This is a genomic window from Haloarcula halophila (assembly GCF_029278565.1).
In the GTDB taxonomy this organism is placed as follows: domain Archaea; phylum Halobacteriota; class Halobacteria; order Halobacteriales; family Haloarculaceae; genus Haloarcula; species Haloarcula halophila.
The window spans coordinates 1,127,265-1,142,792 of the sequence record NZ_CP119559.1; the positions used below are offsets into that span (position 1 = coordinate 1,127,265).

General features: G+C 65.7%; 17 protein-coding genes and 1 tRNA gene. 5 read left to right on the plus strand and 13 right to left on the minus strand.

Annotation, left to right across the window (positions count from 1 at the left end):
- Window positions 1-2: 2 nt before the first annotated feature.
- The 3 genes from P0204_RS05940 to P0204_RS05950 all read right to left on the minus strand — a co-directional run bounded on the left by P0204_RS05940 (window position 3) and on the right by P0204_RS05950 (window position 2,581).
- Window positions 3-911, minus strand: a complete 909-nt coding sequence (locus P0204_RS05940; protein ID WP_276222535.1) for an FtsZ/tubulin family protein — start codon at window positions 909-911, stop codon at window positions 3-5.
- A 49-nt stretch (window positions 912-960) separates the two neighbouring features.
- Entirely contained in the window at window positions 961-2,271 is a 1,311-nt protein-coding gene (locus P0204_RS05945) for a glycoside hydrolase family 68 protein (protein ID WP_276222537.1), read from the minus strand.
- 76 nt (window positions 2,272-2,347) lie between these two features.
- The gene (locus tag P0204_RS05950) at window positions 2,348-2,581 is read right to left on the minus strand and encodes a DUF7996 family protein (protein WP_276222539.1); all 234 of its coding nucleotides are present in this window, start codon (window positions 2,579-2,581) and stop codon (window positions 2,348-2,350) included.
- Window positions 2,582-2,717: 136 nt separating this feature from the next.
- Between P0204_RS05950 and P0204_RS05955 the strand changes: the two genes are divergently transcribed.
- The 4 genes from P0204_RS05955 to P0204_RS05970 all read left to right on the plus strand — a co-directional run bounded on the left by P0204_RS05955 (window position 2,718) and on the right by P0204_RS05970 (window position 6,146).
- The gene (locus P0204_RS05955) at window positions 2,718-3,764 is read left to right on the plus strand and encodes a phytoene/squalene synthase family protein (protein ID WP_276222540.1); all 1,047 of its coding nucleotides are present in this window, start codon (window positions 2,718-2,720) and stop codon (window positions 3,762-3,764) included.
- A 79-nt stretch (window positions 3,765-3,843) separates the two neighbouring features.
- On the plus strand, window positions 3,844-4,224 hold the full coding sequence (locus P0204_RS05960; RefSeq protein WP_276222542.1) for a hypothetical protein: 381 nt from the start codon (window positions 3,844-3,846) through the stop codon (window positions 4,222-4,224).
- A 42-nt stretch (window positions 4,225-4,266) separates the two neighbouring features.
- Entirely contained in the window at window positions 4,267-5,562 is a 1,296-nt protein-coding gene (locus tag P0204_RS05965; RefSeq protein WP_276222544.1) for a DUF7405 family protein, read from the plus strand.
- A gap of 233 nt (window positions 5,563-5,795) precedes the next feature.
- Window positions 5,796-6,146, plus strand: a complete 351-nt coding sequence (locus P0204_RS05970) for a hypothetical protein (RefSeq protein WP_276222545.1) — start codon at window positions 5,796-5,798, stop codon at window positions 6,144-6,146.
- A gap of 4 nt (window positions 6,147-6,150) precedes the next feature.
- Here the strand turns inward: P0204_RS05970 and P0204_RS05975 are convergent, their stop codons facing one another.
- From P0204_RS05975 to P0204_RS05985, 3 genes are all read right to left on the minus strand, one after another.
- A complete protein-coding gene (locus tag P0204_RS05975) occupies window positions 6,151-6,714 on the minus strand; it encodes a hypothetical protein (RefSeq protein WP_276222547.1) in 564 nt (187 codons plus the stop codon).
- Between the two features lie 588 nt (window positions 6,715-7,302).
- A tRNA-Val gene (locus tag P0204_RS05980) sits at window positions 7,303-7,377 on the minus strand.
- A 71-nt stretch (window positions 7,378-7,448) separates the two neighbouring features.
- Window positions 7,449-7,718 carry a DUF7553 family protein gene (locus P0204_RS05985; protein ID WP_276222549.1) on the minus strand — a complete coding sequence of 90 codons (270 nt, stop codon included), beginning with the start codon at window positions 7,716-7,718 and terminating at the stop codon, window positions 7,449-7,451.
- A gap of 102 nt (window positions 7,719-7,820) precedes the next feature.
- Between P0204_RS05985 and P0204_RS05990 the strand changes: the two genes are divergently transcribed.
- Window positions 7,821-8,774 carry an MBL fold metallo-hydrolase gene (locus P0204_RS05990; protein ID WP_276222552.1) on the plus strand — a complete coding sequence of 318 codons (954 nt, stop codon included), beginning with the start codon at window positions 7,821-7,823 and terminating at the stop codon, window positions 8,772-8,774.
- 1 nt (window position 8,775) lies between these two features.
- Here the strand turns inward: P0204_RS05990 and P0204_RS05995 are convergent, their stop codons facing one another.
- The 7 genes from P0204_RS05995 to P0204_RS06025 all read right to left on the minus strand — a co-directional run bounded on the left by P0204_RS05995 (window position 8,776) and on the right by P0204_RS06025 (window position 15,499).
- Entirely contained in the window at window positions 8,776-10,344 is a 1,569-nt protein-coding gene (locus P0204_RS05995; protein ID WP_276222554.1) for an NADH-quinone oxidoreductase subunit N, read from the minus strand.
- Complete coding sequence (locus P0204_RS06000; RefSeq protein WP_276222556.1) at window positions 10,345-11,874, minus strand: complex I subunit 4 family protein; 1,530 nt, start codon at window positions 11,872-11,874, stop codon at window positions 10,345-10,347.
- A complete protein-coding gene (gene nuoL / locus P0204_RS06005) occupies window positions 11,875-13,980 on the minus strand; it encodes an NADH-quinone oxidoreductase subunit L (protein ID WP_276222557.1) in 2,106 nt (701 codons plus the stop codon).
- Window positions 13,981-13,982: 2 nt separating this feature from the next.
- Window positions 13,983-14,285, minus strand: a complete 303-nt coding sequence (nuoK, locus tag P0204_RS06010; protein ID WP_276222559.1) for an NADH-quinone oxidoreductase subunit NuoK — start codon at window positions 14,283-14,285, stop codon at window positions 13,983-13,985.
- Entirely contained in the window at window positions 14,282-14,626 is a 345-nt protein-coding gene (locus tag P0204_RS06015; protein ID WP_276222560.1) for a proton-conducting membrane transporter, read from the minus strand. The genes nuoK and P0204_RS06015 overlap by 4 nt, the downstream gene beginning before the upstream one ends.
- The gene (locus P0204_RS06020; RefSeq protein WP_276222561.1) at window positions 14,623-14,892 is read right to left on the minus strand and encodes an NADH-quinone oxidoreductase subunit J; all 270 of its coding nucleotides are present in this window, start codon (window positions 14,890-14,892) and stop codon (window positions 14,623-14,625) included. Before P0204_RS06020 ends, P0204_RS06015 begins: the two co-directional genes overlap by 4 nt.
- A gap of 145 nt (window positions 14,893-15,037) precedes the next feature.
- Window positions 15,038-15,499 carry a NuoI/complex I 23 kDa subunit family protein gene (locus P0204_RS06025; RefSeq protein WP_276222562.1) on the minus strand — a complete coding sequence of 154 codons (462 nt, stop codon included), beginning with the start codon at window positions 15,497-15,499 and terminating at the stop codon, window positions 15,038-15,040.
- Window positions 15,500-15,528: the final 29 nt, after the last annotated feature.

The following is a 15,528-nucleotide window of genomic DNA, read 5'->3' on the forward strand; positions in this document are numbered from 1 at the left end:
GCTCACAGCCGCGTGCTCGTCCCCGAGAACCCACAGTCGTCACAGGCGACCGTGTGGCTGTCCCCCAGCGTGTAGGCCGCGACGTGGCCGCCACACCGCGGGCAGTTCTCGCCCGGCGAGGGCTCCCGGGCGGCCGACACGACCCCGTCGAACGCCGGCGCCGTGGCGCTGCTGGCGACGACCTGTGCGTGGACCGTCGACAGCGACGACTCGACGGCGGCCCCCCAAAGCAACACCGCGTCGTCGGGGACCGACCGCTGGATACCGTCGACGGCCTCGACCGCCGAGGAAAGCGTCAGTTCCGGGCCGCCGACGAGGTTGACGAGGACGGCCTCCGGCGGCCCCACGTCGGCGTACGGCGTCTCCAGTGCCCCCCGGACCGCCGTGACAGCGTCGCTCGCGGTGTCCCCGCTGTCGGTCCCGGAACCCGTCGCGATAGCCGCCGTCGGGCCGGCCTGCAGGACCGTCCGGACATCGGCCGGATCGAGGTTGATGACGCCGGGCCGGACGAGCAGGTCCGCGAGCGTCGTCACGGTCCCGCGGACGCCGCGACGGTGCCACGCGGGCGGGACGACCACCGTCGCGTCGACCGCGTCCCGGAGCCGCGTGATCTCGCGGGCGACCGTCGGGTCGAGGGCGTCGGCCGAAGCGGGAGCGCCGATCACGGCCAGCGAGAGCCCCGCGCCGACAGTCACCCCGTCGATCCACTCGACGGAGGGCGGGACGCCGTCGGCGAAGTCCGTCAGCAGGAGCGTGACGGCCGCCTTCTCGCCGTCGGGAGCGGGTGGTTCGGCCAGCGACGTGACACCGGGGACCCGTCCCAACCCTCCTCCCAGCCGTTCGAGACCGCCGTGTCCGACGACCGCGAGCGCGTGTTCGGGGTCCGGGACGGTGGTGTCGTCGCCACGCATCGGTTCGTCTGTCGTAGACGCGCCGGGAGACCAAAACGCTACGGCCGGTCTACTGTCCGTAGCTCCCGCGGTCGCTGGCCCGCCCACGCCGGATCAGTTCCCGGTCGGTCGGGGGCAGTGCCTCGCCGGCCATCGGGATGTGCCAGTGACCGAGCGCCCCGATGATCCGTGTGCGAGTGCCCTCGACGTCCAGCCGGACTGTCGGACCGAGCGTCCCACCGAAGCGGCGCATCTGCTCGGACTCGGGAAGGTGTGCGATCTCGTCCAACGTCTCGCCGGCGAACTCGTAGTAGTTGAAGAAACTCTGGACCAGCACCTCGTCGTCGTGGGGAAACGCCATCCACGAGTAGGACTGGAACGGGGCGTTCTCGGGGTTGGTCACGACCAGGCCGGAGTCGTTCAGCGGAACGTAGTCGCCGCGCAGTTCCTCGGCGACGAACCCGTACAGCGCGTCGAAGCCGTCGAGGCCGGGCGCGAACGTGTGGAGGTGACTGGAGAGAAACAGGTAGTACAGCCCGTCACGGTAGACGATGTGGGGCCGTTCGAGTTCCTGGTTGACCCCGACGGCGTCCAACAGTGGGTCTTCGAGTTCCCACTCCAGGGGATCACCCGACGGCGAGCGGGCGATCCCGACGCTGCCGTTGAACCCCTGCAGTTCGGCGTCGCCGCCACAGGCGTCGCTCCCCTCCGGGACGGGCGAGTTGGCCTCGAAGAGAAGCCAGGTCTCGCCGGTCTCGGGGTCCTCGAAGAACCACGGATCACGGAACGTATAGATCATCGCGCGGGACTGCTCCTCGCGCTCGTAGCGCTCGCCGTCGGGCCGGAGCAGCTCGTGGTGGGTCCAGGGGCCAGACAGTTCGAAGCCGTCGTCGGTGTGGAGACGGCCGCCGCCGGCACCGACGATCCGTTGGCCGTAGGTGAGGTCTTCGGCACCGTCTTCCCCGGCAGCCGTGTAGAACAGATACACCGATCCGTCGTCGTCGTACAGCGCCGAGCCGGCCCACTGGCGCTGGCCCAGCGCGTCCTCGAAGACCGGGCCGGCGTTGTGCCAGTTCTTCCCGTCGTCGGAGTAGAAACACCGGATCGTCGCCACGTCGTGGCGCTTGCCCGGCAGCAGGTCCGACGGCGCGGTCAGCGAGAAACAGACGCGGTAGCCGTCGACCTCGGCGAGCGTGCCGTCACGGTTGCGCAGGAACCACGTGTCCCAGATGTGGACCTCGGGGATCTGGTCGTCCTCGGGCGGGTAGACGATCGGGGCAACGGTGTCGTCGGTCCGTTCGATCGCTCCGGCCTGCTCGCGGCTCCAGCCGGCGCGGGCCCGATGTCCGGGGACACCCTCGCCGAGCGACTGCTCTGTCATACACGTGTGTGTCTCGACAATCGGGTTAACAGTTCTGGATGACTACTACTGCTGTAGTATGTTCGTTTCTGCACGTTCAGGAGCGATCGCCTGTCGATTCGTCTTCGGAGAGGGAGACACCTTCGGGGCCGGTGATGTCCAGCGGGCGGATCCACTCGGACCAGACGAAGACGACGCCGAGACCGTAGCCCAGCGCCCAGACGAGGCTCCCGACGGTCGGGAACCCGAGGGCGTTGAGGAAGCCGTTTGCCAGTCCGGGGACGACGACGACCGCGGCGATTGCCACCCCGAGCGCGATGCTGTCGTTCATCGGTCGGTCACCGGCCGGTAGGCCGTATGCATGGTTGCGCTAGGGGATACCGCTGCTTATGCGTGGCGCTCCGGTCCGACCGGGATCGATAGCCACCCCATTTTTATCACAGTATGCCCTACCGCGGATGTCGGGAATGTCTCAGAACCACACTGACCGGTCGTCACAGGAAGACATCGAGTGGTGCTACGACGCCGTCCATCGGGTATCGCGAACATTCAGTCTGACGATAGCGGAACTCGAAGAGCCGATGGCACGTGACATCTGCGTCGGATACCTCCTCTGTCGGGTCGCGGACACCATCGAGGACGCCGGTCACGTCCCCCCAGCCGTCCAGGCCGACCTCCTCCGGACGTACAGTCGCGTCCTTGACCCCGAGACGGATACGACCATCCGAACCTTCCGGGAGGCCGCAGACGAGTGGATTCCGGAGTCGAAAAACGACGACTGGCGCGTCGTCGACAACGCCGGCCGCGTCGTCGACGTGTTCAGAGCCCTCGAAGGGCGCTCGCCGGAGACGATCCGCAGTCCGGTCCGAGAACTCGTCGACGGGATGGCGATGTTCGTCGACCGCTACGCCGACGAGGGCGGACTCCGTATCCAGACCCTCGAAGAACTCGAAGAGTACTGCTGGTACGCCGCCGGGACCGTCGGGTCGCTCGTGACGGGACTGGTCTCCCACGAGGCCAGCGACGAACAAGTCGCACAGATGGAGGCCAACGCGCGGTCGTTTGCCCTGTTGCTCCAGTTGGTCAACGTCGCCAAAGACGCCGCGACCGACATGGAAGAGGAGAACAACGTCTACCTCCCGCTGGAGTTGCTCGACGAGCAGGGGCTAGACCACGGTGACGTGGGCGACACCGGCCACACCACCGCGCTGGTCCCAGTCATCGAGGCCGTCACAGAGCGGGCCGAAGGCTACCTCGACGGCGCCCAGAACTGGCTCGACGCGATGCCCGAGACCCGCGGGAACCGCCTGTCCGCGTGGGCCATCCCGTTCCTGCTCGCCGTCGGGACGATCCGCGAACTCCGTGACCGGCCGGCCGACGTCATCGAGGAGGGCAACGTCAAGATCACTCGCGAGGAAGTCCACGCGGTCTGTCAGCAGTTCAGTGGCGAGGAGAACCCCTCGCTGGCCGAACTCCGCTCGAAGATCAGACAGCGGCCGCTCCACGAGTACTGACCGCCGACGACCCAGTGTGGTCCCGTCCGGGTTTCCGCCGGACACAATCCTGAACTGTCTCGCTCGTCTAGCCAGGGGTATGTCAGAGCGGCTCGAACTCCCGACCGGCGACCGCGTCGGTCCCGACGACGTCTTCCTCTACAACGGCTATCCGTACCGGCTCGTCTGGCTCGACCACGAGACGTACGACTTCGAGCTCTCGCCGCTGTACTGGGGCGACAGCGGGATGGACATCCCCTTCCAGGACCGGGAGGCGCTGGTCGACCAGTGGGGAACCGACTCCCGGGGGCTGTTGACCGACGAGGAGTGGGCCGCCTGGATCGAGGACGCACGGGACGACGAGCGCTTCGGCGAGCAGGAGGTCGCCGAACTCGCCCGAGAGTTACCGGGCGACGCCACCGCCGGGGCCGACGCGACCGACAGCGGTAGTGGTGGCCTCCGGGATATCCTGGGGCTGTAACCGACCGCAACGCGCTTACACGCCGACCGCCAATTCCCAGGCATGCAGCCGCTGGACGACGGGCTCTCACGACGCCGGTTCTGCAAGGCAGCGGTCGCCGTCGGCGGCGCGAGCGCGCTTTCGGCGTGTCTCGGCCGGTTCAGGGACGAGCCAGTGCCGACCGGTGACCCCGACGCGAAGCCCGCACGCCAACACGCCTGGCGCGAGCACATCCGCCACGACGACCACGGGAACTCGCTGTTGCCGGAACACCAACTGCTCCTCTACGTCGACCTCGACGCCGACGGGCCACCCGGCGATGACGCACGGGCCACCGTCGACGAGGCCCTCTCGACGCTGGATCGGGCCTACGAGTGGAGCAACGACGGGCTGGTGTTCAGCGTCGCGTACTCCCGGTCGTACTTCGACCGGTTCGACCGACCACTCCCCGAAGACCTCGACCTCCCGGAACCGCGCGCGCTCTCGGGGTTCGAGACGCCGACCTTCGACACCCAGGACGCCGTGGTCCACCTCGCCAGCGACAACGCCGACGTGGTTCTCGAAGCCGAGGCGGGACTGACCGGCGACCGCGAGACGATCAACGGCGAGGACGTCACCGCACGGCTCACCGACGCCGTGACCGTCGACTCCCGCCGGACGGGCTTCGTCGGCGCCGGCCTCCCCGCCAAACACCAGGACGCCGAAGGCATCCCCGACGGCAACCCGGTTCCCGAGGAGTCCCCGCTGTTCATGGGGTTCAAGGCCGGCTTCGTCGGCAACCAGGCGACCGAGGACTCCGTCACGCTCGATTCGGGGCCGTTCGCCGGCGGCACGACGAAAGCCGTCGCGAACCTCCGTCAACGCCTGGGCGACTGGTACGGGGAACAGGACCACCGCGAGCAGGTCATGGAGATGTTCTCGCCCGGCCACGCCGAGGACGGCCTCGTCGAGGGGATCGGCGCCAACCTCGGGGACGACAGCAAGGTCGACCAGTACGTCGACGACATCGTCGACCAGGCCCGGGAGTTCGGCCGCGTCGGCCACGCACAGAAGGCCGCCCGCGGCAACCGTGACGAGGACGGCAACGTCAGGCTCCTACGACGCCACTTCGAGTCGACCGACGACATCGGCTCCGACCAGCAGGTCGCCAGCCTCCACTTCCCGACCCTCCAGCGGGGTATCTCCGAGTTCGAGGCCGTCCGGGAGGCGATGAACGGCACCGACATCACCGCCGAGACCCCCGCGGTCCGTCAGCGGGTGAACAACGGCATCCTGGAGTACATCTTCGTCCGTCGGCGTGGCTACTTCCTCGTCCCACCGCGGCGCCACCGCTCGCTGCCGACCCCACGGCCCGAGTAACCGCCGGGACGCTCTCGCAGTTCGCGACCCGACACGGCGCGGTCGCGTACAGACACACGTCAACGTCGCCCTCGGCGAGGCGGGGGTTTCGAAGGCGGACTAGCCGTCGAGAGCGTCGCGACCGCCATGGACAAGTCGGATGTGGACGGCAACACGGGGGGCACCGGGTCGGACGACTCCCGAGTCACCGCCAAGTGCCGGAAGCTAAGGGGCACGGCCACGACCCATCCGCTATGGAACTACTCGTCCTCGCCGCCGCTGCCGGCGGTGCCGTCGGTCTCGGCGGGACCTACGCGATCGTGCGGTACCGTTCGTCGGACACGCGAGCGTCGAAACAGGCCCACGAAGCCGCACAGGAACGCGAGCCGCCGGTCGAGGTCGGCTCGACCTACGAGTTCGGCGTGACGGAGTTCTCGACTCACCACTCCGGGGACCGGGTCGCCGTCGGGAAAGTCGAGGGGTTCGTCCTGTTCGTCGAAGACGTCCCCGGCGGGCTCTCGACCGGCGACGTGATCCGTGCGAAGGTCCTGTCGTTCAACGAGGGCCGGACCTCCGCCGACGCGACGTTCGTCGAGTCGGTGTGACTCCTCAGTACCGCGAGAAGTTCTCGTCCGGGTAGACGCTGCCGTCGATGATATCGACGACGTCCAGCGTCGCTAACCGCGCCAGCCGGTCGTCGGCGTCGCTCTCGTCGAGCCCCAACTCGACCGCGCGGGACAGCACCCGCTTGCGCGTCGGGACGGTATCGACGAGTCCGTCCTCGTCGAGGACCGTCTCCTCGGCGACGATAGCCTTCAAGATCGCGCCGTGTTCCCGCTTCGACGGCGTCTCGCGCTTCCCCGTCCACTCCACGTCCAGCGAGCCGTCGTCGTTGACGTGCGAGATGACGAAACCATCGGGTAGCGTGCGTGTCACGGCCGCCACGAGCGCCGCACTGTCCAGTCTGGCGGTGAAGTTGAACCGACGGCCGTCCCTGGATCGGTCCCCCGGTTCGATAGTGACGCCCGCCTCCTGTGCGGCCGACGAGACGGCCTCAGCGAGCTGGTCGCCGACGTCGGCGGCGACCCGATCTCGCTCGCGGGCGCGCTCTGTCGCCTCCGTCGCCAACCGCTCGTACGCTTCCATCCGTTCGTGGAGTGGCTCCTCGGACATACTACAGCCAGCGTTCCCCAGGGGATTACACGTTGTGCCCGAGGGGACACCCGTAGAGACGGCGGACTCGAACCGCGAGCCGCGTTCGGTTCACAGCCCTCACCAGGATCTCCCGATACGACCAAGACAGACGATGCACCGAACGTGAGCTGAAAACGGGACAGCGGTCGACGAAAGACTAAATTGTTCGACCAAACGTATTTACTGGGTTGCTGGGGATGTCCAAATATGGACTCGAATAGTCTCCCTTTGGCCCCCGATTTGGATGTCTTCCCTCGGTTCGTTCGACGACTCGTTCTCGGAGCGATACTCCTCTTTGTCTCCGCAGTTGTTCTCACGATCCTCTTCGGAATACTCAGCACGTGACCGGTCGATCAACAACCCGAACGCCTGGTCGTTCACACGAGAAGGCATCCGAACAAAGCAAGACGATCGAAAGCGGACTCGGAGATCGCTTCCGTTAGCAAGGGGCGTCAGGCTGATGGGTTGGGGCGGATTCTCACCGAAAGAAGACTCGCTTGCTCGTCTTCCAGGGTTCGAATCCGACGACCCACACCAGCCGCTCACGGAGTCGTTCGCGGCAGGATATGGGTTGGGGCGGATTCGAACCGCCGACTTCCTCCGTGTGAAGGAGGTATCATAACCGGACTAGATCACCAACCCGGTACATCCAGCTATCTGATGACTGGACTTAAGCGTTATCGTCTGGGGGGCGGCGGCGTCGCTTCCGGCGCTTACGCCTCGGACTGCTCGCTCTTGCGGTAGTCACCGATCTTCTCGCGGGCGTCCTTGATCGCCTGTTCGGCGTCACCCTCCGCTCGCTGCTGGAGCTCTTGCAGGTCGGCTTTGACCTTCTCTAAGCGGTTCGGTTCGGGCTCCTCTTCCTTGCCGGTGAGTTCGCGGAACCGCTCTTCGACCGGTTCGAGTTCCTCTTTGACGCCTTTGGTCGCGGTCTCGCCGGCGCGCTTGAGGTAGTACCGTGCGTCTTCGAAGTGCTTGTTCATATCTGTCCCTACGCAGACAACGAATAAATCCTTTGTGCCCGCCTGGGCGTTTCCGGTTCCGCGGAACGAACCGTTATCCACCCGCGTGCGCAACAGCGGTGTATGTTCACGCGTATCTCGGTCCCGACGCCGTTCCAGGTCGGTGCGGTCAACGCCTACATCGCCGGACGGACCGTCGTCGACCCGGGACCGGACAGCGAGGAAGCCTGGTCCCGGCTGCTGGAAGCCCTGGAAGCGCGCGGGCTCGCACCGGGGGACGTAGAGCAGGTTCTCGTGACACACCCACACCCCGACCATTTCGGACTCGCCAAGCGGTTCCGGACGGCAGGAGCGAACGTCCTCGCGAGCGTCGACGCGGAACCGATCATGGCCGAGTTCGCGGCCCGCCTGGAGTACGAGCAGTCGTACTTCGTCGATTTCTTCGAACGCTGTGGGACCTCTCGTGAGACCGCGGAGACGGTCACACAGCTCCCCGAGGCGTTTTTAGCCTACGCCGAGAGCGTCGAGACCGACCGAGCGCTGGACGCGGGTGACACCGTCACTGTCGACGACGAGCCCCTGACGGTCGACCCCGTCGACGGCCACTCCGTCGGCGAGATCGTCTTCTCGTACGACATCGACGGACGCCACGAAGCACTGGTCGGGGACAACGTGCTCGCGGATATCACACCCAATCCGTTCCTCCAGCCGCCGGCCGAACCCGGTGGGCGACGACCCCGTGTGTTGCCGGCGTTCAACGACTCGTTGCGCTGGCTCCGCGAGCAGGGCCACGATCGGTTTCTCACCGGTCATCGGGAACCCGTCGAATCACCCCAGGGACGGATCGACGACATCCTCGCGGCCCACGAACAGCGGACCAGCGAGGTCTCGGAGATCGTCGACGAAGGTATGACCACGCCGGTAGAGGTGATGACGGCGCTGTTCGGCGATCTGCCCGCGACGGAGTACTTCTCGGGGATGAGCGAGGCCGTCGGACACCTGGACGTACTGGAAGCGCGTGACCGCGTCGAGAAACGGGAGAACGGCGGCGTGTTCGTCTACGAACGCGGCGAGTAGCCTACAGGAACGAGACGGCCTGGGTCGCCAGGTCCGAGACGGCCGGGAAACCGGGCAGGAGCAGGACCGTCACGACGGCCGCGGCGACGATCGCGGTGTAGAGGCCCGTCGGATACGACTCGATGCTGCGATCGCCGGTCGGTTCCTCGATCCACATCGCCTTGACGACTCGCGAGTAGTAGAACAGCGATAGCGCGCTGTTGACGATGAGCGCGACCGCAAGCGAGTAGGCACCGACGTTGACCGTCGCCTCCAGCAGGTAGAACTTCGAGAAGAACCCGCCGCCGATCGGGAGGCCAGCCAGGCTGAACAGGAACACCGTCATCGCCCCGCAGGCCAGCGGTGCCTGCTTGCCCAGTCCGTTGTAGTCCTCGAAGCGGCGACCGACACCCCAGTACTCGGCCAGGGCGATGAAGAGGAACGCACCGGTGTTCATGAACCCGTAGACCAGCAGGTGGGCCATCCCAGCGCTCATGCTGAACGAGAGCCCCTCACCGGTCGAGGACAGCGCCGCCAGCCCGATGAGGACGTAGCCGGCGTGGCCGACGCTGGAGTAGGCCATCATCCGTTTGACCGTCTCCTGGGTGGCCGCGGCGAAGTTCCCGACGAACATCGTCGCGATCGCCAGGATCTGGAAGGCGACGACCCAGTTGAGTGCCTGGATCGGCCCACCGATCAGCGACTCGATGGGGAAGGCAACGGCGAAGGCACGGAACGCCAGCACGAAGCCGGCCGCCTTCGACGCCGACGAGAGGAACGCCGAGATCGGCGCGGGCGCGCCCTCGTAGGCCTCCGGCGCCCAGAAGTGGAACGGGACCGAGGCCGTCTTGAACGCGACGCCACCGATGATCATCAGGATACCGACACCCAGGATGGACATCGGGATCTCGGGACTCCCGCTCTGTGCCTGGACAGTCCCGTCGACGACCGTCTGGACGACGCCGCTGTCGATCGCGGCCGCGACGCCGTCGAACCGGAACACACCGGTCGCGGCGTAGACCAGCGAGATCCCGTAGGCGAGGATCGCCGACGACACCGCGCCGATGAGGAAGTATTTCAGGCCCGCCTCGACACTACCGCGGTTCTTCTTCAGGAACGCGACGAGCGCGTACGACGGCAGCGAGACGAGTTCCAGCGCGATGAACGCCGTCGTCAGGCTGTTTGCCGCACTCAGCAGCGACATGCCGGTCGCGGCCAGCAAGACGAGCGAGTAGAACTCGGCCTGGTAGCTGTGCCCCTCCAGGTAGTCGTAGCTCGCCAGTGCCACGAGCGCCGTGACGCTGGCGACGATGATCATGAAGAACAGGGCCATCTGGTCGACGATCAACTGACTGTTGAACAGGGTCGGCGTTCCCTGGCCCCCCTGACTCTGGGGGATACCGGTCCCGCCGACGATGAACCAGACTGCAAGCCCGAGAGAGGTGAGGGAACCGATAACCGAGATCCCACTGAGCACCCCGGTGTTGGTCGTGTCGGGGTCGACGCTATCGGCCAGCAACAGGAGCAGTGCCGATCCGGCGAGTGCGAACACCGGCGCGAGGCCTGCCCACGAGGGAAGCTGGTGGACCATCTATGCACCACCTCCGACGAGGGAGACGAGCGAGTTTTGAATCATCTGGTAGGAGAGGTCGGGTGCGACACCCAGGACGATGACCAGCAGGAGCAACACTACCAGCGGCGCGACGTCGTGGAACGCCGCCGGCGTCACGTCGTAGTCCGTCCCGAGTTCGAACTCACCGAACAGCGTGCGCTGCATCGCCCACAGCAGGTAGCCGGCGACGACGACGATACCGAACATCGCGGCGCTGGTCAGGATCGGCGCGGCGCTGCCAAGCGTCGCCGCGTCGAAGGCACCCTGGAAGATGAGGAACTCGGCCGCGAAGCCGGCCATCAGCGGCAGCCCCATGTAGCCGAAGGCGGCCGCGACGAAGACGGCGATCGTCTTGGGCATCCGGTCCGCGAGCCCGGACATGTCTCCGACCATGCGCGTGTGGGTCGTGTTGTAGATGACGCCGACACACATGAACATCAGCCCGGAGATGAGCCCGTGTGCGACCATCTGGAAGGTCGCACCGCCCATCCCGTGGGGCGTGAAGGCGACGAGCCCGAGGATGACGTAGCCCATCGACGAGATCGAGGAGTACGCGACGATCCGTTTGAGGTCACGCTGGGCCAGCGCGAGCATCGCGCCGTAGATGACGCTGACGACGCCGACGATCGCGAGCGGGATCGCGAGCGCTCGCGCGGTCTCGGCCAGCATCGTGAAGTTGAACCGCAGCAGTGCGTAGGTCCCCATCTTCAGGAGGACGCCGGCAAGCATCACCGACACCGGCGTCGGGGCCTCGACGTGGGCGTCGGGCAGCCACGTGTGCAGTGGGAAGACGGGCACCTTCACCGCGAAGCCGAAGAACATCAGGACGAACGAGATCGTCGCCAGTCCGACACCGGCGACCTCGGGGAGTCCCGACGCCGACCGGAAGGCCTCGGCCATCGCCGGCAGGGCCAGCGAGGTCAGATCCGTACTGAACACCAGCGCGAACAGGCCAGTGAACATGATCAGCGAGGCCACGTTCGTGTAGACGAAGAACTTGATCGCGGCGTACTTCCGCCGGGGGCCGCCCCAGACGCCGATCAACAGGTACATCGGGATGAGCACGCCCTCCCAGAAGACGAACCAGAGGAAGAAGTCAAGCGCCGTGAACACGCCGATGAGGCTCGTCTCCATCAGGAGCATCAGCCCGTAGAACTGGGACTGGCGCTCACCGATGGGCGTCCAAGCCGAGACGATCGCGAGCGTGGTCAGGATCGTCGTCAGCGTGAGCAACGGCATGCTGACGCCATCGAGCCCGACGTAGTAGGCGATCTGGAAGCCACCAAGCTCCATCCACGGGACCTGTTGGCTGAACGCGACGTCACCGGGCGAGAGTAAGGCGTTGCCCGCGCCCTGGTGTTGGGTCAGGTACACCCAGTACATGTACACCGTCGCGACGGCTGGAACTGCGCTAATGCCGGCCGCGAGTTTTCCTGCGTGCCGGTCCGGCGACAGGAAGACGAGACCGGTTCCCAGCAGCGTCACCGCGAGTAAGGCAGCGACCCACATTCAGAACCACCCCCCCATGATGCCGAAGAAGGCAAGCAACAGCACGAGCCCGAGCGTCAGGAGCGCGGCGTAGTTGCTGACCACACCGGACTGGATACGCCGGATGCGGCTGCCGCCGAACAGACTGACGCTGGAGATACCGTTGACGACGCCGTCGACGACGCCCTGGTCGAACTTGTCCATCGCGCGAGCCAGCGGGTAGGTGACGCCCGTCGCGAGCCACACCTGGTATTCGTCTTGGTAGTAGTTGTGCATGAATAGCGTCTTCAGACCGCCAAGCTTGTCGGTGTGCTCGACCGGGTCCGGGCCGCGGTAGAGCGCGGTCGCGGCACCGGCACCGGCGAGCGCGAGACCCAGCGAGACGCCCGCCGAGGCCAGCAGCGTCGGAATCTCGCCCAGCGGGTAGCCGGCAGCGACGCCGCCGACATCGTGGAGCAGTTCCTCGTAGCGGACGAGCCCGGTCCCGAGCTGGGCCGGCCAGCCGCCCTCGTCGGGGCCGTGGAGCCACGCGTGCAGGAAGTCGATGTGTGCGCCGGTCAGTTCCGCCACGGGCTTCATGTTGATGAACCCGATCGTCGCGGCGAGCACGCCGAGTACCGTGAGTGGCCCCTTGACGTTCCAGTGGACCGGTTCGGGGTCACGTGCGGTGTCGCTCCGGGCGTTGCCGTGGAAGGTCAGGTACACCATCCGGAAGGTGTAGAAGCCGGTGAAGAAGACGGCCAACAGCCCCATCGCGTACGCGACGAGATAGGCCGTTCCGAGACCGCCCTCGCTCCCGAAGCCGTGGATGAGCGCCTCGTACAGCACTTCGTCTTTCGACCAGAAGCCGGCGAAGGGAACGATGCCGGCCAACGCCAGCGACCCGGAGAGGAACGTCCAGTAGGTCACCGGCATCCGGTCTTTCAGCCCGCCCATGTCCCACATGTTCTCGTTGTGGTGCATGGCGATGATGACCGATCCGGCACCCAGGAACAGCAGCGCCTTGAACACGGCGTGGGTGGTCAGGTGGAAGACTGCGGCGATGTAGCCACCCGACCCCAGCGCGAGCATCATATAGCCGTACTGGGAGATAGTGGAGTACGCCAGTACCTGCTTGATCTCCTGTTTGACCAGGCCCATCGTCGCCGCGAACAGGGCCGTGAACCCACCGATCAGCGCGATGACCGCGAGTGCAGTCGGCGAGATGGCGTAGAAGCCGTACATGCGCGCGACGAGGTAGACGCCGGCCGCGACCATCGTCGCCGCGTGGATGAGCGCCGAGACCGGGGTCGGACCCTCCATCGCGTCGGGGAGCCACGTGTGCAGCGGGAACTGTGCGGACTTCCCGATGACACCACCCAGCACGAGCAGGCCCAGGACCGTGAACCAGGCCTGTGGGCCGAGTCCGACGGTATCGAGCATCGAGATGGGGCCGGTCTCGCCGTCGACGACGGCGTGTTCGGCAAGCGCCGGGAAGCTCTGTGCGACCACTTCGCCCCCCTCCGTGATCGGAGCGAAGAGGCCGGTCCCGAAGGTAGCGAAGATACCGACCACGCCGATGAGGAAGAAGTAGTCACCGAAACGGGTGACCAGGAACGCCTTCTTCGCGGCGCTGGGCGGGCCGTCCTCCCGGAACCAGAAGCCGATGAGCAGGTACGAACACAGGCCCACCAGCTCGAAGAACATGAACGCCATCAGGAGGTTGTTGGCGACGACGAACCCGAGCATGCTCGCCGTGAACAGGCCCAGCCCGGCGTAATACCGGGGGAGACCCGTCTCGCCCTCGTCGTTCATGTAGCCGAGCGAGAAGACGTGGACGAGGAAGGCGATCAGACAGACGATCAACAGCATGAGGGCAGAGAGCGGGTCGATGAGCAACCCGAAGCGAAGCTGGATCGATTCCACGCCCGCGACCCACGTGTAGATAAACTCGTTGTAGGACGTGGAACTACCCGTAAAGCCACCGACAGTCAGCGCCACCCAGATCGAGAGCAGTAGCGATCCACCCGTCGCCGTGATGCCGGCCAGCGCGCCGCCCTTGGGCATCCGGTCACCGGCAAACAGTGCGACGAGGAACGATGCGAACGGCAGCAGGACGATCGCCGGAGCGTATGTGAATGCAGCCATTGTTACCACCTCATCGTCGTCGCCTTCGTCACGTCGACGTCACTGAAGTTACGGTACAGGACCAGGATGATACCGATCCCGACTGCCACCTCGGCCGCCGCGATCCCCATCGTGAACAGCGAGAAGACCTGTCCAGAGAGGTTGCCGTGATGGAGCGAGAACGCGACGAAGTTGATGTTCGCCGCGTTCAGCATCAGTTCGACCGACATCAGGAAGATAAGCGCGTTTTTCCGGGTCAGGATACCGAACAGACCGATACAGAACACGGCCGCCGACAGCAGAAGGTACGCTTGAACGGGGATCACCGTCTCTCCCCCCCGTCGGCGGCGACGTCCTCCTCGTCGTCACGCTTTGCCAACATCAGGGCGCCGTCGAGTGCCGCATCGAGGACCACGGCAATCGCGATGAACGCGACGATGAACCCTTCAGCGGGGACGGCCGTCTGCCCATCGCCCATCAGCGCGCCGGGTGCGATATCGAACATCGCCGCGCCGAGACTCATGGTGACGGCTGCGCCCTCGGGAAACCCGATCGGCGTCGAGAACGACGCCGTGAGGAACACACCACCCAGCACCAGAAACAGTGCGATAGCGGCCAGTCCAGCGGTGAGATTCCCCTCGGTGTTGATCTCGGGTTTCGTTGTCATGGTGTCACCTCGATGACCGACTCGTCCTCCCGGGTTAGCATCACCGCGAAGGTGATGAGGATGAGGACGCCGCCGACGTACACCAGAATTTGCATCGTTGCGACGAATGCGGCCTGGTTCAGCACGTAAAACACTGCGACGCTGACCAGTGACACACCCAGTAACAACGCCGAGTGCCAGACGTCGCGCACTAACACGACACCCGACGCGCTGCCCACCGTAACCATGGCGAACAGCGCGAACGCGATTGACTCGTACAGTCCCATCTTACTTTGAACCTCTTTCCGGCGGCCCTTTGAAGATTCCTCTTTTCGTTCGCCATCTTTTGTCGCTCAAGTGGCCGATAGCTGTCGCTCGGGACGAGAGCGTCGACGAAAAGGCGGATCCGTGGATTCGCCGCCGGAGACGGACTTACTGGTAGTCGACTTCGCCTTCGCCCTCGCCGATCCAGGCGCCCCGGTCGGGTTCACGCGATTCGAGGGGGTCGATGTCCTTGTACCACGGAACGTTCTTCAGTTGTTCTTTGTCGTAAGCGAACTCGTCTTTGGTGTCCGCCGTGAACTCGAAGTTCTGGGTCAGCAGGATGGCGTCGGTCGGGCAGACCTCCTCACACAGCCGGCAGTAGATACACTGGCCGATATGGAGGTTGTACTGCTCGCCGTTGCGCTGGTCGTCCATCACGATCTGGATGGTGTTGTTCGGACAGACGTTCTCACACTGTCGACACCAGATACACCGCTCCTGGCTCCACTTGTGGACGCCACGGAAGCGGGGGCTCACCTCGGGGGCGACGTCCGGGTACTCGACCGTGAACGTCTCCCCTTCGAGGGCGTGTTTCATCGTCGTCGCCATGGATTTCAAGACTCCGATCATTGTGGATCACCGCCGTTGTCGAACGTCGC